Genomic DNA, 21816 nt, shown 5'->3' on the forward strand with positions numbered 1-21816 from the left:
GCTTTTAAGCACAAGCTGCCTGCTGATTTAAATGGTAAAGTACTTGGCTGTCGGCCTTATGAGTAAATAAGGTCGACTTTTCTGGAAAGTACTTACCTGCTTTGGCAGCAGCAAAGATGTCTTCAATTATGGGGGCGCGACAGATGGCGGTTACAATATGAGCGTCATCACTTAGCTCAACTTTATTTTTAGACCACAGCTCCTCAAACGCTGGTATTGCCTGCAGTGCTCTACGCAACTGGGTCTGAATAAGATAAGAATCGCTTGTCGCGCGTTGGAGAGCAAAACATAAAGCTGCTTTCCCCAGCCAAATAGTATAATCGGCCTCAGTCTCCGAGGATTCACAGATATCAAAATCGCTAAGGTGCTGTTTGAATTTGGTAACATCTACAGCTTGTGTGTAAGATGCCTGCACCGCGAAACTCGTTATCACCGCATCTTGCTGTGGGACTAACCATGCCATCATCCGAGATTGACGCGCATGATGTTGGCTTGCTGCAAACATCCTGTGATGTCCATCTGCAATTAGCCATTGCTGGTGCATTGTGATCTGCTGTCTGACTTCTTGTAGCACGTAAGGGCTTTCAACAGCATAGAGGCGATGAGTACACTCACCGCAATCACTGTACCACTGCGCAGTTTCAACACATTCCGCTTGCCATCGCACCTTGTCCAAATTAAGTTTTCCGACCAAAAGACACGGGGGTAACAGCAACTTCTCGCTCTGAACACGCTTTTTCAGCGCCATAGCATGGGAAACCGAAACCGACTCGTGAGGCAAAATTGCTTGCTCAGGTAACGCTGAAACGTCAAGCTCGGCCAAAATGCCTGTAACCAAAATACCACCTTGCTCCACTTGGTAAAGATGAAGTGGTCCATCCGTTATTGTGATCATAAAATAAACCTTGCACCAATTTAGATACAATATAACATACCAACCATTGGGTAACATCAAGTTTACATGACAATTTATACTTAGCTGGCTATTGGAAGTAAATTCAACGCAGTTAGCGCTAAAACTGGCTGCTAGAAAGGCATTAATTATCCGATTAGCTACAAACACCCACCGCCAGCGCTAATTTCTCAATACCATGTGCGGGCAGCCAGCGTTTGTACTCAACAAAACCATGCTTATTATACAATTTTATCGCAGGTGCATTTGCGGTCGCAGTTTCAACAATCACTTTTGCAGCATCAAACTCCGTTAAAGCAAAATTCAGTAATTTACCCGCAATCCCTTTGCGAAAATAACTGGGATCGACAGTCAGGCTATCTATTTCTAGCGTTTTCTCAAAAATGACAATTTCAATGACTGCGGCAAGATTTTGATTTTCAAGATATCCATAAAAGTGACTCGTCGCACCACATATATCTTCTATCGTTCGAGATAAAGGCGGAAAATAACTCACCCCAATTAACTCAGCTTCTATTTTATATGACCGTTGAAATACATTGAAAATCTCTCTCGCCACCGACGCATCGCGATTATTTAATTTTTGGATCATATATTCCGCTTCCCAAATATTCCCATAATTGTACCAATCGGTACTCAAAAAAGTACCAATCTATTGGTCAAAACACAACGCAACCAGTTGAAAAAATTTCCAAGTTTCATGGAAATGCGATATAAATGGAGCAGGATCATTGCTTTTATTAACACCAAGGAGGTGCCCTTTGTCATTAGCCAAACACACTCTCGATTTATCACTCACGGATAAAGTGTGGTTCAAATATGTGACTCTAAAAAACAAAAATGAATTGAACGATAACTCTCAAGTATCACTCAAATCTATCGCTGCGCTGGGCATGCTTTCCGGTGGCACTGAATTTTTATTTGCATTATTAGTCTTCGCCTTGGCTGTCACAGCATCCTTTATTGATGGCGAGTACCCACGCTATATCGCTTTTCCTGCTTGTTTAATCGCATTTTTAATTATCTTTTTTACTAAAAGAGCCATGCTGTACAAAAAATTTGGTTTTGGCTCTCAATGGGTGATGGACGTGTCGAAAAACCAATTAACCATTTCGCCCAAAGCGATAAAAACAAAGGTAACTGGTACGCAAAAAATTGCTAGAGAAGACATTACTGAAATCACCTTTCATTACTTGCTATTGAAAGACCGCAAAGGCGGAAGAATAAAAACCACGGCCAATTTATGCTTTGCCGAAATCTTATTAAAAGATGGTACAAAAGTAGAACTCAATGGCACCCGGGTCGGCTTTTTTGACTTACTCTACTTGCTTATATTTTTTGACTATCCCTTAGTTTATCGAAATACGTCTGCTGGCGGCAGCTCTGATATTGCTATCATTTTACTGAGACTGCTCTCTCTTTCTGCCATTGCCGCCGGTCTTGCTAAGCTTGTGCTGAATTAAAAAGGTTCACGCTTATTCTCGTGTAAATTGTGTAATAAGCGCTTCTCCTTTGTCGCCATTGATTTTCTCAATGGCCTCAAGCATTTCAATGATCCGTTGACGATCAAACGGATTAGTGATGGTATTGCGCACATCGTCGATGATGGCCTCTAAGTAATTAAATAAGCTTTCCGTCGCGTGTTGATCCGCACTTGCGCGAAACAGTATATTTTTAAACGCTTCCAACACATTGACCATGACATAGCCATCGGTCTTTGCATAGTTTCTTATCGGAGTAAAATTATCATGCAGTAATTCATCAAAAGACGCTTCGTGAATATATAAAAGCGGCTCATTTTTAGCGTGTTTAAAGGAGTAGTTCACATCGCAAATATCCAAACGCTGGATAAGTAAAATACTCAGCATATCAATCGCCTTTACCGCTGTACCGGGGTCATTAATGCCTGGGCTCATGGCCTTCACTGCAATCTCCGAGATTTGTGTTAAGCCATAGCGATAATGGTCGCTGATGTACTCTTCGACATAAAAAATAAAACAGCTAAGTAACGCATCATGTAGCGCCTCATCTTCGCTAAGATCCTTGTTGCACTTAAGAAACGGGTAGCCTTTAACGGTAAAAAACCCTTGTTTAACTGCAATATATATTTTTAAGTCATGTTGCTCACACAACGCACACAGTTTGTCACTGTGTACTCCCTTAAAATACCCCTCTTCTGTGCTGGGTAGGTTATGCCAACTTGAGAAGTCAGGAAAGTTATTAAAAGGCTGCTCTTGCTGTTTGGTGATAATATTCTTCATCTCACTTTTGGTGTTGTTAAACAGATCATTTAACACATTATCGACCTGTATGGCGCGGGAAATTGAATGGATAAAAAACACAAAAAAGCCTAAAGAGATCAATCCAAACACCAGCGAAAATAAAACCCCTAACGCCGGGATCCCAGTTTCACCATTGCCTACGCCACGAATGTTTATCAGCATAATGATGGCATAAATGATACTCCCGAGATAAAACCCCAATACCAGCTGGTGCGACTTTCTGGTGATAAGGCCCGGCAGTACTCTAGGTGATAACCCTGCGCTGGCATTATTCAGCACAATCATCACCATTGAAAAACTAAATACCGTCAATGAGATGATACTACCCACGAGCGTGCTTAAAATGGTTCGTGCGTTCTCTTCACTGTCGACCAGTACAATCGCTATAAGCTCCTTAAAGTTGCTGATAGGAGCTGCATATTCAAGTGCCGTGGTTATGAGCGCGAAAATAAAAAATGCAACTGCAAGTAAAGAGGGGTAGAAACCGATACTACTTATCAGTTCGCGATAATTTTCGGCCAACTTGCGAGGTGTGAACATTGCTATCCTTACACTTTGAGAGTCTGGTTATATAGCCTAGCAAGACTTGAGCAATAGAGTAAATAACCTGAACTCAGCATAACAACTTGTTCCCTAGCAGCTGTTATCCCTTACTACTGCGTTAAATTTGCTTGCAATTGGCTAGCTATTGACGCACAAATTTGCCTTGTATTAAGAAATAACTTCTGGCTAGAGTGATATTACACTTTTGAGATTCTGTATTTTAGTCAATTAACTAACTTCTTATCCCGAGTTCAGGTTAAGTAAAACAGCAAGTATTTTGGGAAGTTAGCTTCGAAGGGTTAGCAAAACTAACCCTAAAACGTACTTGCGATTAAGCAATAATCAAGAAGCCAACAAAGGCAATTGCAGCCGCAATCAACGCGTAAGGTAGCTGAGTGATGGCGTGACTGACTAAGTTACAATCTGAGCCTTGGGCTGCTAATACCGTAGAATCCGAGTAGAAACACGCTTGACTTCCAAATGATGATGCCGACAACAATGCGCCTATCACCAGAGGAATATTAGCATCTACAGCAACGGCCAATGGCATCACGATAGGAATAGTCACAGCGAAGATCCCCCAACTAGAGCCTGTTGCAAAAGCCAAAATAGCCATAGATAAAAACACCATCGCAGGCAGTAAACCAGCTGTCATATAAGGACTCAGCGCATTTATCACATATTGTGGCAATAACAGTTGATCGCACACATCCTTAAAGATAAATGCGGCGATAACCGTTCCTATTGCAGGTAGCATGCATTTAAAACCATTGATCATTTGCTCAAGCATGTCTGCAAGCGGCATCAACCTTTGCACCATATAAAATGGGATAGTCACTGCCAAAGTCGCTAACAAGCCTTTCCATACATCAATGTCAAAATACACCGTAAACGCCACCAGCAAACCAATGGGCACCAAAAAGTTAACCAGTTTACCTTGAGTGTCGGCTTGTTCAAATTCCTGCTCAATGGCTTTTGCAGCATAGTGATCCGGTGTATGTACTTCTTCCAAATCAACCTGCTCAAGCGCAGGCTGCCCTTGTTTAGCTGCAAGCTCTGCTTTTTTCATTGGGCCGAATAGTGGCACAACACCAAATATCACCAGTGGCACCATAATTACAGCCACCCAAGCATACAGCATGTAAGGAATGGCCTGAATATACGTACTGATCCCCTGCCCTTCTCCCGCGACACCGTTGTCAACCAGCAAACCACCAAAGAACACCGCCCAAGTCGAAAGTGGTACTAAAACACAGATAGGCGCAGCAGTTGAATCCACTACATAGGCAAGCATTTCCCTAGAAATCTTAAACTTATCGGTAACGCGGCGCATCGTCTCACCAACCGTCAGCGCATTAAGATAATCATCAATAAAAATGATCACACCTAAAAAATAGGTCATAAGCAAAGACGACTTTGGCCCTTTTGCCATTTTCAGGGCATTACGTCCAAATGCTAAGGCACCGCCCGTGTGCACCAACAGCGCTATCAAAGCACCAAACGTACCACATACCAGAATAAGCCAGCCGATGGTTTCATCGCCCATCACTTTTAGCGAAGCATCAGCAAAATTTGCCAATACGGTGGCAGGGTCTAACAATGCGAGTCCTACAAGCGCCCCTAAAACAAGGGACAAGATAGGACGACGTAAGATAATTGCAAGCGTCAATACGACGACTGGGGGAATGATGCTAATTGCACTTGGCTCAGCCATGCGAATTTCCCAAATCAAAGGAATTTGAGCAGCGGAAAAAAGGGACGCAACATCGGCTATAAACAGCGGTTGATGCAGTCTTATCCGTTTCCCAAATTCAGAACAAAAGGTTAAAATCACAGGCACTTAATGCGTGTGAGGATCTGCCTAATATTGGGTTGACGAGTTGACTGTATGGCCCTCATTGAAACATCGCGGAGAAAATATACAGAATTTGACTTTGCGTCAATTTATTTTTTGTCTAATGTTAGTTTTGCCATGTGCTTATTTACTTGCTCTATCTCTTCAGCGGTCAATTCGGCGTAGCGTCTAGGATAAGACCACCCGTACCCCCAACGAAATGGCGTAGGTAAATAAGGCAACCCACCAAGTCGCACACCCGCTAACATCAAGGTTGCCACTTCTTCTTGACCTACCGCAGCAACACATTTTTGCAAGGCAATGTCGGCATTTTCGCGCTCTATAGCGGTACCACCTTTCCAGTAGGCAAGGTCATGCGCCGTACAACAGCTCAACCACAGTTCATTTTGCGCCAAAGTACCATCAGGAAATGCACTACAACCATCGCTTGTGAATGGCTTTAATTCATCGGCACTGCCGTGACTAGATGCAAACAGCAGCGAGAATATAATTACTATTTTTTTTATCATCGTAAATTACCGTATGGCTACTTTCATAACTTCCAAGCTTAGCTGGCGCACCTTACACTTTCATTTCCATCAGCTGCGCATCTTCACCATAACTTTTGCATACCTTAATTGGCTTTGGAACAAAGCCTAGTTTCAACCAAAACCCTACGCTATTTTGTACAGCCACGAGCCGAATGCGACAGTACCCCATTTGGGTCGCCAACTCAACTAAGCGTTTAATCATCAAGGCACCAATTCCCTGCCCAGATACGGCTTGTGAAACAACTAGGTCATGTAGAAACAACGACGAACTAGGCGGCTGTTCAGGAAGTAATACCAATTTGCTGAATTAAGTGCTCTATTTTGAGGCAAGAAAATCTTGTCGATAACAAGGCAAAAATTTTGCTATTTAGTTGTTCTAAATAAGAAATTTTTAACACAGTTAGCGTCAGATTTGCTCCTTCAAATTGAGCAAGTATTTAGTTAGATTGGTATAATGTAAACAGACTCGGCGGCTTTTCATCGTACCAAGGGTGCGCCAGTAAATAGGCATCCACGGCTCGATGTTGTTTAAAAGCAAAACAACTCTTTGGCGAGCGCATCCATTTACTTTTTAGGATATCCACAGTTTCCGGCGCAACATCATGATACGCCTGATTTTGTAGCGTTAGGATCTCAGGCCACGACGCATCTTCGATAGCGTAATAAGTCATAATTTACTCACATACAGCACAGAGACTAATTGCATCCTATACGCCACCATTTTGGCCTTTTTGAAATATAAGAATGGGATTTGGGTTCTAGGGTTTTACGACTATTGCCATCAAAAACGCCGAGCACTAATGCAATGACAGGCGCGTCATCTATTGCACCTAATGTGCTACCACACTCAGGGCAAAAAGCGCGCGATGAATAATCCGATGAACGCCACACCTTAGGCGCACCGCCAGGTCCATCCCAGCTTACTTCTTCACTTGCGAACTCTACCCAAGCGACAGTTAACGCACCACTGTGTCTTTGGCACATTTTACATGAGCAGGTATGAGGGTTACGAGGGACGCCAATCGCGGTAAAACGGATCTGCCCACATAAACATCCTCCAACAAAATTGACAGCCATCCTTGTGTTTCCTTAGTATTTCGCCATTATCCTAAACTAAGTACGATAGTAAATTACCGTGCCTATTAAAGTTCTAAGTGAAACACAAAACTGAACACTAAGCCACTGAATTTGAGAAGAATTAGGTAATTTTCCTTAGCTATGCACTTTTACCATCGAAGCTATCGTGGGGCTCGCCGGTAAGTTCATACTTCAATACGCCAAGCTCCTGATAATAATGCAAGATATCGATAAAAGATTCGTATTCTCTTTGCGGTGAAACCGTCAACGCAAAGCGCCCATCATCAAATTGCTCGCTCTCCACGCCAGATAGAATAAGCTCTTGAAGCAGCTCTATGTTTTTGGCATTTTCTAACTCGTTTGTAAAGCGGATCCGCAAAGAACGATACTCACTTCGAGCCACTATATCGATAACTTCTAAAGCACCTTCGCTATCTGGTGCAACCAAAACGTGGTCGCCGTAGTTAACACCAAAAGCAAAAAACGGAGCGCCTTTTATCTGATAAATGTTATCGCCTACTGCCATAGCAACAATAAATTCTTCAGCACATCCTTGGGGATGGTTTTTAAAAGTAAACCGTACTTTGTCAGTAACTACATCATTCATATGGATACAAACCGCCTTTACATGGACTGATCTCGTTTTATCTAACCGACCGTAAGTCCAACAAATAAAAGTCACCCACAATTACAATGTGTTACTTGTATATGGGCTTAGATTGCCAACATGATGCAGTAGCGAAACTGAAGAGAAAATTAAGCAATGATCTTAAAGAAGAGTGATGGCTGTTCAAGTTTAGAGCGAAGCGAGAGCAATAACCCCCTAGCGTTTGCCCCAAAGCACATCAATTTCTTTACCGTCTTTAACAAACTCTAGCTTCACCGTCACTTTGGTACCATTTTGTGCCTGAGGAAAAGTGCGCGTACATTGCAATACATAATGGGCGAAAAAGCGGTTATAGAATCCATGTTCGCCCATGTCATCAAAAAGATTAAATGCTTGTTCAAGCACAGAATAATCCCCTTCTTGGTGATAAGAGAGTTTAAGTTGTGCAAAACCATCGCATAGGTTTTTAATATCCTGCAAAATCCGCGGATGCAACTCGACTATTCCTGCAAGTGTTTGGAATTTGCTCGCACCTAGCCTGCGCCAATCCCGCTCTTTTCCTGCAAGTTTTCGACATCCCTTTGCTTTGAGATATTGATATGTCGCCAGAGCCACTTCGTTATGAGAGTTAAGTTGCGAATTTAACAATGCCTCAAAAATCGCATCATATAATTTCACCCGATTTTCTATAGTTGCCCGCTCAGGAAGTATTTTATGATTAATGGGTAATGCAGCGGCCAGCGAAATGGCCAGTCTTCGACTATCAAACTGACCTAATAAAGGTAGTAACTGAACAAACGCGTCATGGTCAAGATGTAGGGACTTAACGATTCGCACATTATCGGCATCTTTGAGTACCTCGCTCAATCGGTGTTTTGTATCCTCATATTCAAACTCAGGGATCATACCCCATACCGATAAATCATCGACTAAGTGGTCCAGCTCGTTACTGGTCACACTCGCCTCTTGCTGTTCATGTACGAGTGTCAGACCCAACGTAAACTCGCGTAGCTTAGGCGGCGTTGATGTTGAAAAGGCCACCATCTGAGCATCAAAGCTGAGATAGTAATGACGTTTATCGCCATTAATATCATCTTGATAACCACGCATTCCAAGCGTAGCAAGTTGCACTCTATTTAGCTTGTCTCTCGTTTCAATGGTTTTAAATGAATAGCTGTTACGGCTCATGGCCGACCAAGCACCAAAGCCTAAATTGAACCCATAGGCTTGCTTGATTTCAGTACTGGTTTGAAAGAAGAAGCGCTCTATCTCGATTTCATCTTGGTAACTAGGCTGAGTGATAGTACCAACCCGCCCAAATAACGCATCAAGATGCACCTGCTCTATGCCTTTGGTGGTTAATTTCGCCTCAAGCAGCGATTGATGATTGGATAAACGCGTGTATTCAAACTTAACACTTAACTCGGCTTTTAGCTTTGCAGCTGTTTCAATATTTGCTAACACCGTTTTTTTAATGGTCAGCAGCTCGCTTTGAAGTCGTTCTAAACTGTCCGTTAGTGGATCAAGCTGTAAGCGATCTTTTAATCTTAAGATCAGGTCGTTTTGCGCTTCATCGGGTGATTCTGTTGCGACGAGTGAGAGGATTTCTTCAACCTTATCCAGAGGTGCGTTGAATATCCCTGTCAAAATACTCGAATAAGCTTGCTTAAATCCGGTTTGGTCGGCAAATTTGGCGTTCACTCCCCCAGTGATTGTTAAAGCGGTATTCGACAATGTTGATTTTTTAATTGCGAGGAAAGTATGGTGTGGTTTATCTAAGCGTTTAGAAAAGACAACACGAAAGCCACCACGGATCTCGATATTAAGGTCCACATTCGAAGCCGAATCAAGGTTAATATCAAGTAATTCTCCTTGATCCAACCAGCGGCTAAACATATCGAGATTTTGCGCGATTATATCTGACCACCTAAAATTGGCGCTCACCGTTAACGCCCCTGCCGTTTCCATCATCAATGCATTGTTAGGTGCAAGTGACTTAACATCCTCAACATCGAAAATAACCGGCATAGCTGCAAGGTCGCGGCCTAAGGCAAGACCCACAGCTTCATGTGATTGATGGCAAAGGTAGGCTGCTAGTTTACATTGCGCCTGCCCATCTATATTGATACCAAGCAGCTCCGCTTTGGAGGCACCGGTGAGATCAAAGTCAATGTGTGTGCTGTATTTTATCCAGCACACCTCATCACTATAGGTAAGTGTTGTGGTAGGTTCGAGATCTGCATTAACCTCTTTTTGCTCACCAATAATACCGTCTTCATCGATAACAGTGCTTGCGTTGATAAGCTCTATCTTACTTTCACCGGTAACACTTGCGGTTATCCCCTCCAATGCGAAGCTACGGCTTTCTACTATTTCCCCGCGCCAAGGTAACAAATCACCATGATAGTCTTTAAGTGGTGTGAGGGTAGTCTCGACAAGCGTTTGTAACCCCGCCATATTCAGTTCAATCGTCATCGAATTTCCTTTTCATCTGAAGTGGAATTATCTAACCTAAGCTCCGATTAACTATAGCTGTAATTTAACCCTGAGAGGATAATTTCAGACCAATAATTCCAATCACTATCAACAGCAAACTGAGTAGCTTAAGTGATGACAACGGCTCTTTAAAATAGACAAAGCCAACAATAATCGACCCTAGCATACCAATTCCAACCCAGACAGAATAAGCAACGCTAAGCGGTAAAGTTCGTAGTGCAACACTGAGAAAGTAGAAACTTGCGGCCATCGCCACTAAAGTAATAATTGAGGGAACAGGCTTCGTAAAACCGTTGGTAAATTTCAAACCAATAGCCCAAACGACTTCCAATAAACCTGCAAAAACAAGTAGCAACCAGCTCATGACAACTCCAAAATAGGGTCGTCCCCGCCAGTAAAAGAAAGCTCTGGAGGTCGTCCACCAGAGCGAAAGCAAATTAGCACGCCCGTGAAGCTAATTCAAGCTTCACGGCAGACAAATTAAGACTCAATTAAGATTGTAAAAGAGCCAATATTGCCTAAAAAATCGCAGTTAGCCGTGACAGACAGCACCTTCCAACCATCTTGCTCTATCTGCTCAATCTCTTGGTTGAGTGAGTTAACGTCTGGTCGTGGCCAAAAAAAATGCTTTTTCTTATTAAATATTACAACTCTTCTCACGCGTCTCTCCATGCGCAATTATCAAACCGGCTAAGTATACAGCACAACAAAAAAGGTACAAAGGCAAATAATGGTTACGATTATATGATGATTTATCACCGTTTTAGTGTGGGTAAGACCGCTACAAGTTTTATTATTCATCATGTCCAGCTCAAAAGACGTAACACCAAAGGCTGCAAATCAATACATTACTCACGTTTACCCTTAGGTGGTATTATTTCGCATGTTGGCGTACAAAGCTATCAAGCGCCGCAACCGACTTAATCACATAGAGTGTTTTGGTTTGCGTGCTTTGCTCTAACTGCGATAAGAATTCTTCATTCCAAAATTGTGGACAGCGCCTTAACGTTTTAATACTGGCAATCGTCCCTTTAAACACTGAGCTACCATCTGGCCAGCCTTCAGGCTTAGTGATCATGCTTTTTAAAAGACGTTTTATCACAAACCAATAACTCACTCGATATGGTAAGTCGATGTAGACTAAGGTATCTGCTGCATCTAAGCGCTGTTTAAACGCATCTAACGGACCAAAGCCGTCAATGATCCACGCATCAGTATTCAATATGTTTTGATGTGCTTTATCAAAAGCGGCTCTGTCAACAAACTCGCCATTTGCTTGGTAGAGCATCGAGTCTAATTGATATAACGGGATGCGTATTGCCGCGGCCAGTCCTTTACTCACCGTAGACTTGCCGCTTCCCGGTTTACCAAAAACTGCTACTTTCTTCATGTAACCTCCTTGCTGTGGCCCCACAAGGCAGATACAAAAAAACCCACCTTACTTTGGTGGGTTCATTAAAAAAGCACACAAAACCACCACTCCTAAGGAATGGTAATAATTCGTGTACTTGTGAGAAATAGTTTTATATTCATACCGATACTTTCACGCAATGATTAGGGCCTGTTTATCTTTCAAGTTTGTTTTTGCAGCAGTTTGATTGGTATTTATACAAGGCAGAGCCGGCGTAGCATAGTCATTCTATGTGAGTCAGGCGATAACACAGTAGAAATGCCAATCAAGCGCTGCCCTTCGGGTTCACCTGAGTGCGCTTTGTTCATTGTTGCTCAACTTTTGCCTAGATTACTAGGCGGCAAGTCGAGCGTCGCGACCAAAACACACTCAGGAGAACAAAAGTCAAACAGCAAAGGTCAACAGGCCCTAATTATTGTCAAGCACGCGCAAGGCCAGATGAGTAAATTGAGAAACAGCATCACTTTATGGGCAAGCGAGTCACTAACTTTGGCATCGCTACTGTCTACTCAACAGTAAGTTGCCGCCAGATAGCGCCAAAAATGAAGCACATGCACGATTAAAACGTTTAACCAGTTTAGGTTTACTAAACCACTGCCTTAGATACAGCCCAATAACAGCGTACATAGCGATAGCCACTATTTCCAGAACGAGAAAAGTAGCTCCCAATAGTAAAAATTGCTCTGTCACATTTTTTGCAACGTCGACAAACTGAGGGAGAAAAGCGGTAAATATCAAAATTGCTTTTGGATTACCCGCAGCAAGGGCGAATTCTTGTTTCATCAGTCCGATAATGCTCAGATTGCGGACATCATCTGAAACTGGACTAACGTCTGAGCGCCATAAATTATAAGCAATCCATAATAAATAGAGCGCGCCACAAGTTTTAATGGCTAGAAACAATATTTCCGACGTATACAGCACAACTGCAAGGCCTGACGCGGCAAGCGCTATCATCACACAAAATGCGGCGAGCCTTCCAAACCCTGCAAGTAGAGCTATACGAAAACCATAACGACGAGCGTTATTTAGCGCTAAAAGATTATTTGGCCCTGGTGCCATATTCAAGGCAAAGCACGCTGGGATAAATAAAAGTAGTGTCCAGATGTCCATAGTCTTTCCTTTTAAAAAATATTGGCTCAGCGATTAAATTCTGACTTTAATAACCCAAAGCACGTTAGGTCGTGAAATTGTTCTTTCCAATATCCACTTTGTCGTCTAACCCCCTCAGCTTTAAAACCTAGCTTTTCTAACACAGCCTCTGACGCATGATTCCCCGGCACCGTATCTCCTTGAATTCGATTCAGTGCGCCACATGCTAGTAAACCACCAAACGCGGCGGAGATAATTTGGTGTAATGCTTCAGTGGTATAACCCTTTCCCCAAAATTTCGGCATCAAATCATAACCGATAACTGCATTTTTCATCGCTGAGTTCCATGAGTTAAAACCACACGTACCTATAAGCTGCTCAGTGTCTTTTAATCGGATAGCCCAACGGATCCCAACACCGCTATCAAATCGAGAATGAAAGAAATCTATGAGTTTTTCAGCTTGTAATCGCTCACTAAACGCCTCTAAATCGTAGTATTTCACTACCTCTGGGTTTGAAAATAGTTCAAAAATAGCATTACTGTCGCATTCGGATAGCGCCGTCAACTTCAAGCGTGGTGTTTCAAATTCTGGAAATTGCATATTGATCTCCTTAACATTCAAAGCGCAACACTGAGATAACTTCAAACCGCGATAAATAGCACAGTGAAAGTTATTTATACTGCGCGAAATAGCACTTTGACTGCATCTAAAAAATGGCCGGATTGCGGCTGTTTAGTATTAAAACTTCTACCACCATCGTCTTCGACCACAATACTGTAATTACCTGACTCAAGTTCAGCGGTATACCACTGCATAAACTCAGAGAACGACTTAGCAATCACAAACTTTTCGTCTTCATCACGACCAAAGTTTATCACTTGTCCAACTGTGCCATTTTCGGCCGGATCAAAATCTAAACCAAGGTAGTTGCCTGCCCAATCATGGGCAAACGGTACCCACTTTTTATTGGCATAAACTTCTTTGATAAACCCAGGAACGTGAGAGGTTGAAAACATGCTCAGCTCTTTCATTCCCTCTTCACCTTGTGAATCGATGATTTCAGCCCACGAACACCATTCTTCATAAACTCTGTTCAAAGGTAAAAAATTGAGTCCGTAAAATAAACCAGTATTGATCTCATCTTTCTGGCCGTTATGTTCGAGATACATCGCTTTCAATCGCTCAGGCAGTTCAACACCGAGCTTATTCTCTAGACTTGCTATTTCACTCGCTGTCGCCGGCTGATTAAGATCACACAAAAGCTCAGGTAATGTCGCCTGTACCCATTCCATCAAATTCATTTTAATTACTTCCTTATCACTTAAATCTAAGAGTTAATTCCATTGATATCTAAAATACGCGTGTTTGCTCATCCGCCTTCAACCAAACCGAGCATGCCAATCATTGAATCGGTTCAGCAACTCTGCGCTATTTAGCTTATAATTTGCTGCGCTTTCAAGTTCCAACATATGCTCGCTTGGATCTGTACTTAGCACTGACAGAAAAACATTTTTGGCAAAGACGCCTTCTTGCCTCAACTCTAAAAGCGCCAATACAAAAGCGTTGAAAGTGGGGTTGATAATTTCTTCAAGATAATTTTCATAGAGCTTTGCATCTTCCAGTTCAAGGCGAGTTGCGAGTAAAGTAGCAACACCTTTAAAATGCACATCCCTATCGCTTAAATCCCACTCAACGGGAGAGAACTCAAACTCAGTATTATCATCTTGTGAAAGCCATTGTTGTGTCATGACAACGTGATAGAGCGTCATTACACTGTCATCAGTACATAAGGCATAACCGAGCAACTCATCTGGCTGGTGTATACCTTGGAGGTTTGTAAAAGTAGTTTTTACGGCATCTTTGACGAGACTTTTCAACTTATCAAAGTCAATCAAATCTGACATGGCACAACCTCCATACACTACACTCTGGATAACACACCAAACAGATCCGCAGGCTTATTTATCTGCTAATGACATCGACCCAACTATTTTGCCATTTTCGATTAAAAAGAGCCTATTTGCGATAGGTGCGTTGCCGTAACTATCATCGTTCCAAGCTTCGCTATGTAAATAAATAAACTTATCCAATAAATCGTGCGATGCGTCTCTGGATACCACCATTAATCCGGTACGTCTCGCTATTGAGACAAGTAGCTGTTCGGCATCTAGCATGTCGTGCGCTTTCAGCATTTGCGTTTGAGATAAAATCGCTTCACTACTAAAAGACTCTCCGCTGGCAGTTAATACTTGGTTGTTTAGCACTGCGGACGGGACAAAGGTTACATCTAAAGCATCAATATTTTGAAAAGCCTGTGGAACTACCACATTTAAATCGATCTCTTGACCATCTTGATGTGTTAAAAAAGCGAAGTTATCTGGCGTATCATAACCAAAACCAATCACGACTTCTGGGTCATCTTCTGGGCCAATTAATACTGAATAAACCGCACCGTATTGAATACCAGGCCAATCTCCAGCCTTAATAATGGGGTAAATTGTTCTATCCTTTAAGTCCATTGCTATTTCCTTATCTAAGTTGTTTGGTAAAGTAGTTTCTATTGGCATGTCTGCAACAACATCTCCCGAAAACGCAGCTACCAATAACAGTATTAAAAGACCTTCATAAAAATTTAAGCCTCAATCAAGTAAGACGTACTGCGTAATTGTCGGTTCGAATGTGTTCGTACTTATGCTGACGGTTGTAAGGGAGATAAATAGACGCACTAGATTTTTGGATTTATTTTGCGATATCCATATCATGCTATCTAAATACGATACTATTCTCAGCAATCCCTGGCAGTATCCATGCTTTTTTATTAAATCACCTTTGTTCCTTTTTTCAAGGTAATTTTATTAGACCATTAATAAAAAAATTCAGTGATGTAGAAAAAGGCATGCTTGCATGCATGCCGTTTAGTCTAGGTTTTTAGTGGTAGTATAACCGAGAATAATTGAGTGCTAGCGTGTTGGTCTCAGCGTTTCAATAACCTTCGCATCCATCCAGTATGGATTACCTTCCCAGTAACTGGAGCCGTCTTTTCTGACTTTTTTGTCACCTCGCCAAAAGAATAAATACTTTCCGTCTGGTGATACTTTAGGACGTTGCTCGTACGCAGCCGTATTAATCGCATCTCCCATGTTTATTGCGTTTGTCCATGTGCCATCTTGGTTACGAAAACTAATGTAGATATCAGGCGTGTTTTCACCTTCCTTTTCAGCATCCCACATAATATAAGACTCATCTGGCGCTATGTAGGGATGAGCAATGTACTTTCCTTGATTAATTGCTTTACTCATTTTGTGCGGTGTTTCATATTTGCCATCAACAAGCCGTGAATAACTCAAATGCCCACTGCCGTCTTTCAAATCTAAGACATAAAAGTAGTGTGTCCCTTTTGCTGAGGTAGTATAACCTCTGATTGGAATATCTTTAAAACGCTCGATGTTTTGTATGTGTGAAACCGGTGGGCTAAATTGCTCCTGATATGCTTTTTTATCTGCTTCAGGTATTGATTTTTCAATCCATTGATTGTTTTTATATTGCATCACAATCCATGTTGGTTTTTGATATTCTCCACCAGAGCGAGTAAAAGAAAGCTCTGACATATCAGGCAAAAACAACACTTCAGTCTCGCGGTGCTCATCCGTAGAAACGACACCGGGAGCAAATAATTCGGGTGTTAATCCCGGTGGCTTTTGTCCTAAACCGTAATTGTTTTGGGCATAACTTTTACCACAAATTATTAAACTACAAAACATAGCAATTAGAATGCTCATCTGCTTCATAAACTATCCTTTTATTAGAGCCTTTAGTTTCAAGTAATTATAATTGCACTAGGAAACAGACAAATCCAAGCACCTTTACAAAACCTGACAATGACACCAGTTTGTCTTAATACTTGCTCAATTTGAAGGAGTAAATCTGACGCTAACTGCGTTAAAGATTTCTTATTTAGAATAACTAAATAGCAAAATCTTTGTCTTGCCTACAGGACGTAGGTACCTTAGCGTGAGCAGGATGCGGAAGCGGTGTTATCGACAAGATTTTCTCGCCTCAAAGTAGAGCACTTAATTAAGCAAATTGATGTTACACCGCAAAGCCGCGCCATTGTGGTATCAAAAGGCCTGCAATAAACCAAGGAACTTGTAGTACGAGAATACACAGTGCATACAAACGCAACTGCTCAGCAGTCCATAGCGCAGCAAACCATCCTATGATAAAGAACGACTTCCACCCTTCTATTTTTTCAGCCCCACCAAAATTTAAAATCCAAAGCCAAAATGCCGCAAGTGTGACATGAGAAAGTATCCATGCAAGTAAACTCATATCTTATCCAACTACTAACCCTAAGGCCAAAATCAGTAACTTAGCGCACAACCCACTGCGAAAGCTACCAATAGTAATTTTGGTTATTTGTTTTCTTTCTCACTCGGGATGAAAAACTCAACTTTACCACAAGCTTTACAGGCAAACATATCAAGTGCTTGTCTACTAACAAGTAATTCACCCAAGTTACCTAAAACCCCCCATCGTGAGCCTTCATGAAACTCTTTGGAGCCCAATTTCACCATAGACGAGTCACAACGAAGGCATTGTAATGACGGACTTTTTAATTCTGGTAAGCTCTCTTTTCCTTTCTCACAACCACAGTTCCAACAAACTTCAAAACTTGTTTCTTCAATCTCAGTACTACAATTTTTGCATTTCCAACTCATGATACCTCCTAGTATATGCTTAAATCTGCAAAGGCGACGCTCAAGATATTCAATAGGGTCTGCCATACTTTGAAACTACATTCGCTTGTCATTTTGACTGTCCAACTTGCTCATACTTTTCAACAATCGCATTGGCAATATCATTTAGTTTCCCTTGCGTGTTGTTCGCTGAAACATTCGTGGCAATAAATATTCCTAACTTCTGCTTTGGATAAAGCGCAAGCCAAGTGGAAGTCCCCATAGAGCCTCCGCTGTGATAGAACATAGGATTAGCTGAGTGATACTCGTATGTATTCCAAAAAAATGCGTGGCCATGTTCACTGCTGGTTTCTGTTAATAAGGTGCGCGACAACAGTACTTCTTCTGCTTGGGTGCTGAGTAAATACTGCATATAATCGGCAATCGAAGCTGCAGTGGATGTTAGTCCGCCTTCAGCGAACGAGTGTGGACTGAGTAACGGTGCAATTTTTCCGTTTCTATCTACCCCTCTCGTTATTTTACTTATCTCACTGGGCTCTAAACGAAACCTTGTGTGTACTTCACCCGATTGTTCCGTGATCAATTGCGCAACAAGTGTAGATAATGGTTGGTTATACACGTTTTCCAAAATATACCCAGTCAGGTTTGCGCCAACATTGGAGTATTGAAATGTCTGACCAGGCGTTGAGGTAAGTTGGTACTGAGCTAAATCTTCAAAAAACTTCACTTTTGAATAGTTAGAGAACAGCTCAAAAGCCTTGCCAGACTTTATATCTGCGCTTGTATATGCAAAATCTTGCGGTAAACCACTTCTGTGAGTCGCGAGATGACGCAAAGTGATAGGTTTGCCTAGATGTTGCAGGTTTTGATAATCACCTTTTTGCAAGTACACCCTAATATCTTCATCTAGTTGCACTTTTTTATCTACTACCGCCTTGGCAAGCAACAACCCGGTATAAGTTTTAGTGATGGATGCAATTTCATACACGGTGTCATGGTGTGGCTTTGTACCATCAGGAAACTCGCCAAACTGTTTTTGATAGTTAAGCTTATCATTCACAATGGCGATGGAGGCAACCTGTGCATTTTCCTCAATCAGAAAATCTGTTAGTTCTTTCTCAACAAATGCGTCAAAGTCTAGTTTGCTATCGTTGTTGCAGGCGGTTAAAACCATCAAAAAGAGCATCAAACAAAGTAGGGTTAATGATTTCACTGAACGTAGCTGCATATTTACTCTGTCGCCTTGATTAATTGATTAATGTATGCCAATAGAAAGCTTTTATTTACTTCATTATCAACCAGTCGCACGGCTATTTTGGCGTTTTGCAGCGCTTGCAAGTTATCCTCATTCGCCTCAAACGCCTTTGCTAAAGACTCATAGGCTTGCCAAGAATTAGGTTGATATTGGGTGTAACGTTCTGCGACTTCTATCGCTTCTATGACTCGGCCTTGTCTAATCAAATACGTACTAATGAAGCCGAGCCTATTAACACTATTCCAACGCGTTGATCTTGGCAATATAGTAAAATTATAACGGTCTCTTAATTGGTCGTAGTTGTTATTAATATTTTGTAGAACATTACCAGATTTAGTCACAATATCGCGATACTTCTTTTCCTTTTTTAGGTCGTCTCCAACAACAGCAAAAGTAAATAACTTAAGCTGCGGTCAGCGCACAGGTCTACTGGCGCTCACTTGTTTTCTTTAACTTTTGTAGCGTTTCTTGGTCAAGACCTGGCACAACTGTCGCTTGCGAGCTGTTTTGAAGTATTTTTTTGATAGATGTGCCATCCACATTTATAGAAAAGACATCATAAAAGCCATATACATTCTCTGAAGCGAAATACACCTTTGTGCCGTCTGGAGACCAAGATGGATCCCACTCTTGAATGTCATTACGAGTCAGTCGCTTGTTATTGGCTCCATCAATATCCATGACATATACCTCCTGATTCCCATCTCTATTAGATAGATAGGCTATTTTTTTGCCATCAGGGGAAATTTGAGGAGACATGTTGTCAGTGTCATCTTGAGTGAGTTGAATAGCCTCACTACCATCCAAATTGGCAATGCTAATTTGGCTTGGGCTGGCTTTAGATTGATATAGTAATCGACCATCTGGCATAAATTCTGGAGCACGACCTTCAAGATTTTTAATTTGGCGCTGTTCACTACCATCAGCATTCATTAACCAAATTTCTTCTTGCCAAACGCCTTCCTTATTTTCATATTCTCTGCCAAACGCTATCGTCATTCCATCCAATGACCAAGCAGGTGCACTATCCCACACATATTTTTTACTGGTTAATCTTTTCATATTGCGGCCAGTAATATCAACGGTATGAATTGACCATGTTTTAAAGTTATCGTATTTACCGTAAAAAGTTACTTTTTCTCCTGATGGTGAGACAGCAGGATAACCGTCACTTGACGTGGCTTTCACGATCTTTACTGGCGATTTACCATCTTGATCACTTAAGTAAATCGCTTTGCTATTACCGTCTTTAAAGCCATATATAAAACCATATGACTCTGTTGATGGTTCGCTATATGATTGAACTTCATGAATAAAAAACAACATAATGGTGGAAAAACAAGCCAGTTTTGAGATACCAATTTTTTTAACAAGCATTACTCAATCTCCCTTCTGTAGTTGTGTATCTAATTGGAAGACTACAGAAGTCTATCTACCAAAAACATGATGTTTTATTGATTTTTCGCTGAATTACACCGTTTCGTGCTATTTTGCTGTCACAAAACGTAGATATTGCTATAAACCCTTGCATTTATTGCGTAAAATCAATCAATAACCTCAGAACGCAGCCTTCCCTAACTCATTGATATTTAGACTCAATGAACAGAAAATGAATAAATTTACCAAAAACCACGTTATTTTCTTGATATTTTTTCACTTTTGCCTGTATTTTAGCTTTGATAATCTCCATTTTTTAGCTAATTTAACCCTATTTAGCAACAACATTGAAACAAGGTAATTCATGAAAAGAACACTTGCTGCCACTCTTATCGCTAGCGTGACTACTATTCCAACAGTAAACGCTATCGAGATATTCAAAGATGAAAAGAATAGTGTCACGATTGGCGGCTTTATCGATGCTCGAGTTATTAACACTCAAGGCGAGACTGAGTTGGTAAACGGCGCATCGCGTATTAACTTTGACTTTAAACGCCAATTGAAAAACAACTGGCAGGCTTTCGCACTACTTGAATGGGGTGTAAACCCTGTTGGTAGTAGTGATATTGTTTACAGCAACCGCTTCGAATCAATACAAGACGAGTTTTTATATAACCGATTAGGTTATGTTGGTATTAAGCACGATGAATACGGCCAAATTACCTTAGGAAAACAATGGGGCGCTTGGTACGACGTGGTATACAGCACCAACTACAGCCTAGTTTGGGATGGTAATGCCGCAGGTGTTTACACCTATAACAAAGACGACGGCGCGATCAATGGTACTGGTCGTGGTGATAAAGTGCTGCAATACCGTAATCAATTTGGCAAACTGAGCTTTGCGGTACAAGCTCAGCTAAAATCTGACGATTTTTATACTTGTGATGTCGTTGATATTTCCAGCAGCTCATGTGAAACCCTATTTAATCAAGGGGATAGTGCAGCACAAATGGTAGAGTTTAATTCAACCTACGGCGCTTCACTCACCTATGCAGCAACCGAAAACTTAACCCTCACAGCCGGTGTTAACCGCGGCGAGTTTGATATTGTGTATGCTGCTGGTCGAAATCAATCGGTTAAAGATTTAATTTATGGTGTCGGTATTACCTACGGCGATTTCTATAAGCCAGGTTGGTATGCAGCTGCAAACATCAATAAAAACGAAAACCACGATACCGATAACCTAGGCCGCTTAATCAAAGATGCCGTTGGATTAGAGTCGCTTGTTAGCTACCGTTTTGACAATGACGTGCGTACATTTATCGCTTACAACGTATTTGATGCGGGCGATGACTATGTGATCCAACCAAATTTTAATGCTGATCCTAATGATGTTTTTAAGCGTCAGTTTGCCGTGATAGGCGCACACTACTTTATGTCTGAAGACACCATTTTGTACATTGAAGCGCGTAAGGACTTTAGTGACTTCTCAAGCGCCGATGCCGCGCAAGAAGCACAAATGTCACAAACCGAAGACGACGGTATCGCCATCGGTTTCCATTACACGCTGTAAGACTAAGCACTGTAATAACAACTTCAAGTGCATCAAAGCTCATGACTTTCATGAGCTTCGATGCACTAATTGATTTCAACATTATGCCTGTGGCTGTATCTGGCCA

The 21816-nt window shown here is 41.6% G+C and carries 26 protein-coding genes; 2 read left to right on the forward strand and 24 right to left on the reverse strand.

The annotated features are described in order from the left end of the window. Positions 1-4: 4 nt before the first annotated feature. Positions 5-895, reverse strand: coding sequence for a DUF1015 family protein (locus tag MHN30_RS12650; protein ID WP_239359855.1), 891 nt, complete (start codon positions 893-895; stop codon positions 5-7). A 154-nt stretch (positions 896-1049) separates the two neighbouring features. Continuing rightward, positions 1050-1505 (reverse strand): GNAT family N-acetyltransferase, encoded by a 456-nt coding sequence (locus MHN30_RS12655; RefSeq protein ID WP_239359861.1) that lies wholly within the window; start codon positions 1503-1505, stop codon positions 1050-1052. Positions 1506-1674: 169 nt separating this feature from the next. Between MHN30_RS12655 and MHN30_RS12660 the strand changes: the two genes are divergently transcribed. Then, a complete protein-coding gene (locus MHN30_RS12660) occupies positions 1675-2376 on the forward strand; it encodes a hypothetical protein (protein ID WP_130126081.1) in 702 nt (233 codons plus the stop codon). Positions 2377-2388: 12 nt separating this feature from the next. Here the strand turns inward: MHN30_RS12660 and MHN30_RS12665 are convergent, their stop codons facing one another. From MHN30_RS12665 to MHN30_RS12770, 22 genes are all read right to left on the reverse strand, one after another. Next, on the reverse strand, positions 2389-3735 hold the full coding sequence (locus tag MHN30_RS12665) for a DUF2254 domain-containing protein (RefSeq protein ID WP_239359862.1): 1347 nt from the start codon (positions 3733-3735) through the stop codon (positions 2389-2391). A gap of 334 nt (positions 3736-4069) precedes the next feature. After that, entirely contained in the window at positions 4070-5452 is a 1383-nt protein-coding gene (locus MHN30_RS12670; protein WP_039497221.1) for a Na+/H+ antiporter NhaC family protein, read from the reverse strand. Positions 5453-5682: 230 nt separating this feature from the next. Beyond that, positions 5683-6102 carry a hypothetical protein gene (locus tag MHN30_RS12675; protein ID WP_239359863.1) on the reverse strand — a complete coding sequence of 140 codons (420 nt, stop codon included), beginning with the start codon at positions 6100-6102 and terminating at the stop codon, positions 5683-5685. Between the two features lie 52 nt (positions 6103-6154). Further along, positions 6155-6421: a GNAT family N-acetyltransferase gene (locus MHN30_RS12680; RefSeq protein ID WP_338050475.1), complete on the reverse strand. Its 267-nt coding sequence runs from the start codon at positions 6419-6421 to the stop codon at positions 6155-6157. 139 nt (positions 6422-6560) lie between these two features. Continuing rightward, entirely contained in the window at positions 6561-6794 is a 234-nt protein-coding gene (locus MHN30_RS12685; RefSeq protein WP_239359865.1) for a hypothetical protein, read from the reverse strand. A gap of 25 nt (positions 6795-6819) precedes the next feature. Continuing rightward, on the reverse strand, positions 6820-7200 hold the full coding sequence (locus tag MHN30_RS12690) for a GFA family protein (protein ID WP_239359867.1): 381 nt from the start codon (positions 7198-7200) through the stop codon (positions 6820-6822). 139 nt (positions 7201-7339) lie between these two features. Continuing rightward, positions 7340-7807, reverse strand: coding sequence for a DUF4265 domain-containing protein (locus MHN30_RS12695; RefSeq protein WP_239359869.1), 468 nt, complete (start codon positions 7805-7807; stop codon positions 7340-7342). A gap of 216 nt (positions 7808-8023) precedes the next feature. Beyond that, the gene (locus MHN30_RS12700) at positions 8024-10282 is read right to left on the reverse strand and encodes a hypothetical protein (RefSeq protein WP_239359871.1); all 2259 of its coding nucleotides are present in this window, start codon (positions 10280-10282) and stop codon (positions 8024-8026) included. A 64-nt stretch (positions 10283-10346) separates the two neighbouring features. Further along, the gene (locus MHN30_RS12705) at positions 10347-10667 is read right to left on the reverse strand and encodes a multidrug efflux SMR transporter (protein WP_017216036.1); all 321 of its coding nucleotides are present in this window, start codon (positions 10665-10667) and stop codon (positions 10347-10349) included. A 116-nt stretch (positions 10668-10783) separates the two neighbouring features. After that, a complete protein-coding gene (locus tag MHN30_RS12710; protein WP_239359873.1) occupies positions 10784-10963 on the reverse strand; it encodes a hypothetical protein in 180 nt (59 codons plus the stop codon). A gap of 214 nt (positions 10964-11177) precedes the next feature. Next, positions 11178-11693, reverse strand: a complete 516-nt coding sequence (locus MHN30_RS12715; RefSeq protein WP_211857909.1) for an adenylate kinase — start codon at positions 11691-11693, stop codon at positions 11178-11180. A gap of 519 nt (positions 11694-12212) precedes the next feature. After that, entirely contained in the window at positions 12213-12827 is a 615-nt protein-coding gene (locus tag MHN30_RS12720; protein WP_239359874.1) for a LysE family translocator, read from the reverse strand. A 26-nt stretch (positions 12828-12853) separates the two neighbouring features. After that, positions 12854-13408: a GNAT family N-acetyltransferase gene (locus MHN30_RS12725; protein WP_069018646.1), complete on the reverse strand. Its 555-nt coding sequence runs from the start codon at positions 13406-13408 to the stop codon at positions 12854-12856. 74 nt (positions 13409-13482) lie between these two features. Then, positions 13483-14109 carry an SMI1/KNR4 family protein gene (locus MHN30_RS12730; protein ID WP_239359875.1) on the reverse strand — a complete coding sequence of 209 codons (627 nt, stop codon included), beginning with the start codon at positions 14107-14109 and terminating at the stop codon, positions 13483-13485. A 78-nt stretch (positions 14110-14187) separates the two neighbouring features. Next, on the reverse strand, positions 14188-14712 hold the full coding sequence (locus MHN30_RS12735; RefSeq protein ID WP_239359876.1) for a DUF4303 domain-containing protein: 525 nt from the start codon (positions 14710-14712) through the stop codon (positions 14188-14190). 54 nt (positions 14713-14766) lie between these two features. Beyond that, a complete protein-coding gene (locus MHN30_RS12740) occupies positions 14767-15327 on the reverse strand; it encodes a hypothetical protein (RefSeq protein WP_239359877.1) in 561 nt (186 codons plus the stop codon). A gap of 441 nt (positions 15328-15768) precedes the next feature. Further along, the gene (locus MHN30_RS12745) at positions 15769-16596 is read right to left on the reverse strand and encodes a hypothetical protein (protein ID WP_239359879.1); all 828 of its coding nucleotides are present in this window, start codon (positions 16594-16596) and stop codon (positions 15769-15771) included. A gap of 301 nt (positions 16597-16897) precedes the next feature. After that, positions 16898-17137 carry a hypothetical protein gene (locus MHN30_RS12750; protein ID WP_010377465.1) on the reverse strand — a complete coding sequence of 80 codons (240 nt, stop codon included), beginning with the start codon at positions 17135-17137 and terminating at the stop codon, positions 16898-16900. An 83-nt stretch (positions 17138-17220) separates the two neighbouring features. After that, the gene (locus tag MHN30_RS12755) at positions 17221-17526 is read right to left on the reverse strand and encodes a hypothetical protein (RefSeq protein WP_039497194.1); all 306 of its coding nucleotides are present in this window, start codon (positions 17524-17526) and stop codon (positions 17221-17223) included. 88 nt (positions 17527-17614) lie between these two features. After that, positions 17615-18733, reverse strand: coding sequence for a serine hydrolase domain-containing protein (locus MHN30_RS12760; RefSeq protein WP_239359880.1), 1119 nt, complete (start codon positions 18731-18733; stop codon positions 17615-17617). Between the two features lie 2 nt (positions 18734-18735). Continuing rightward, positions 18736-19101, reverse strand: coding sequence for a hypothetical protein (locus MHN30_RS12765; RefSeq protein WP_239359881.1), 366 nt, complete (start codon positions 19099-19101; stop codon positions 18736-18738). An 85-nt stretch (positions 19102-19186) separates the two neighbouring features. After that, the gene (locus MHN30_RS12770; RefSeq protein ID WP_039497188.1) at positions 19187-20137 is read right to left on the reverse strand and encodes a DUF5050 domain-containing protein; all 951 of its coding nucleotides are present in this window, start codon (positions 20135-20137) and stop codon (positions 19187-19189) included. A 364-nt stretch (positions 20138-20501) separates the two neighbouring features. Between MHN30_RS12770 and MHN30_RS12775 the strand changes: the two genes are divergently transcribed. Then, on the forward strand, positions 20502-21710 hold the full coding sequence (locus tag MHN30_RS12775; RefSeq protein ID WP_239359882.1) for a porin: 1209 nt from the start codon (positions 20502-20504) through the stop codon (positions 21708-21710). Positions 21711-21816 lie beyond the last annotated feature (106 nt).

Origin of the sequence: Pseudoalteromonas sp. OF7H-1, from assembly GCF_022347825.1 — a bacterium.
In the GTDB taxonomy this organism is placed as follows: domain Bacteria; phylum Pseudomonadota; class Gammaproteobacteria; order Enterobacterales; family Alteromonadaceae; genus Pseudoalteromonas; species Pseudoalteromonas maricaloris.

Excerpts from the sequence above, each read along its gene's own strand:
- MHN30_RS12650 (WP_239359855.1), bottom strand. The coding sequence starts at position 895 with ATGATCACAATAACGGATGGACCACTTCATCTTTACCAAGTGGAGCAA.
- MHN30_RS12655 (WP_239359861.1), bottom strand. The coding sequence starts at position 1,505 with ATGATCCAAAAATTAAATAATCGCGATGCGTCGGTGGCGAGAGAGATT.
- MHN30_RS12665 (WP_239359862.1), bottom strand. The coding sequence starts at position 3,735 with ATGTTCACACCTCGCAAGTTGGCCGAAAATTATCGCGAACTGATAAGT.
- MHN30_RS12670 (WP_039497221.1), bottom strand. The coding sequence starts at position 5,452 with ATGGCTGAGCCAAGTGCAATTAGCATCATTCCCCCAGTCGTCGTATTG.
- MHN30_RS12675 (WP_239359863.1), bottom strand. The coding sequence starts at position 6,102 with ATGATAAAAAAAATAGTAATTATATTCTCGCTGCTGTTTGCATCTAGT.
- MHN30_RS12685 (WP_239359865.1), bottom strand. The coding sequence starts at position 6,794 with ATGACTTATTACGCTATCGAAGATGCGTCGTGGCCTGAGATCCTAACG.
- MHN30_RS12690 (WP_239359867.1), bottom strand. The coding sequence starts at position 7,200 with ATGGCTGTCAATTTTGTTGGAGGATGTTTATGTGGGCAGATCCGTTTT.
- MHN30_RS12695 (WP_239359869.1), bottom strand. The coding sequence starts at position 7,807 with ATGAATGATGTAGTTACTGACAAAGTACGGTTTACTTTTAAAAACCAT.
- MHN30_RS12700 (WP_239359871.1), bottom strand. The coding sequence starts at position 10,282 with ATGACGATTGAACTGAATATGGCGGGGTTACAAACGCTTGTCGAGACT.
- MHN30_RS12705 (WP_017216036.1), bottom strand. The coding sequence starts at position 10,667 with ATGAGCTGGTTGCTACTTGTTTTTGCAGGTTTATTGGAAGTCGTTTGG.
- MHN30_RS12715 (WP_211857909.1), bottom strand. The coding sequence starts at position 11,693 with ATGAAGAAAGTAGCAGTTTTTGGTAAACCGGGAAGCGGCAAGTCTACG.
- MHN30_RS12720 (WP_239359874.1), bottom strand. The coding sequence starts at position 12,827 with ATGGACATCTGGACACTACTTTTATTTATCCCAGCGTGCTTTGCCTTG.
- MHN30_RS12725 (WP_069018646.1), bottom strand. The coding sequence starts at position 13,408 with ATGCAATTTCCAGAATTTGAAACACCACGCTTGAAGTTGACGGCGCTA.
- MHN30_RS12730 (WP_239359875.1), bottom strand. The coding sequence starts at position 14,109 with ATGAATTTGATGGAATGGGTACAGGCGACATTACCTGAGCTTTTGTGT.
- MHN30_RS12735 (WP_239359876.1), bottom strand. The coding sequence starts at position 14,712 with ATGTCAGATTTGATTGACTTTGATAAGTTGAAAAGTCTCGTCAAAGAT.
- MHN30_RS12740 (WP_239359877.1), bottom strand. The coding sequence starts at position 15,327 with ATGGACTTAAAGGATAGAACAATTTACCCCATTATTAAGGCTGGAGAT.
- MHN30_RS12745 (WP_239359879.1), bottom strand. The coding sequence starts at position 16,596 with ATGAAGCAGATGAGCATTCTAATTGCTATGTTTTGTAGTTTAATAATT.
- MHN30_RS12750 (WP_010377465.1), bottom strand. The coding sequence starts at position 17,137 with ATGAGTTTACTTGCATGGATACTTTCTCATGTCACACTTGCGGCATTT.
- MHN30_RS12755 (WP_039497194.1), bottom strand. The coding sequence starts at position 17,526 with ATGAGTTGGAAATGCAAAAATTGTAGTACTGAGATTGAAGAAACAAGT.
- MHN30_RS12760 (WP_239359880.1), bottom strand. The coding sequence starts at position 18,733 with ATGCAGCTACGTTCAGTGAAATCATTAACCCTACTTTGTTTGATGCTC.
- MHN30_RS12770 (WP_039497188.1), bottom strand. The coding sequence starts at position 20,137 with ATGCTTGTTAAAAAAATTGGTATCTCAAAACTGGCTTGTTTTTCCACC.
- MHN30_RS12775 (WP_239359882.1), top strand. The coding sequence starts at position 20,502 with ATGAAAAGAACACTTGCTGCCACTCTTATCGCTAGCGTGACTACTATT.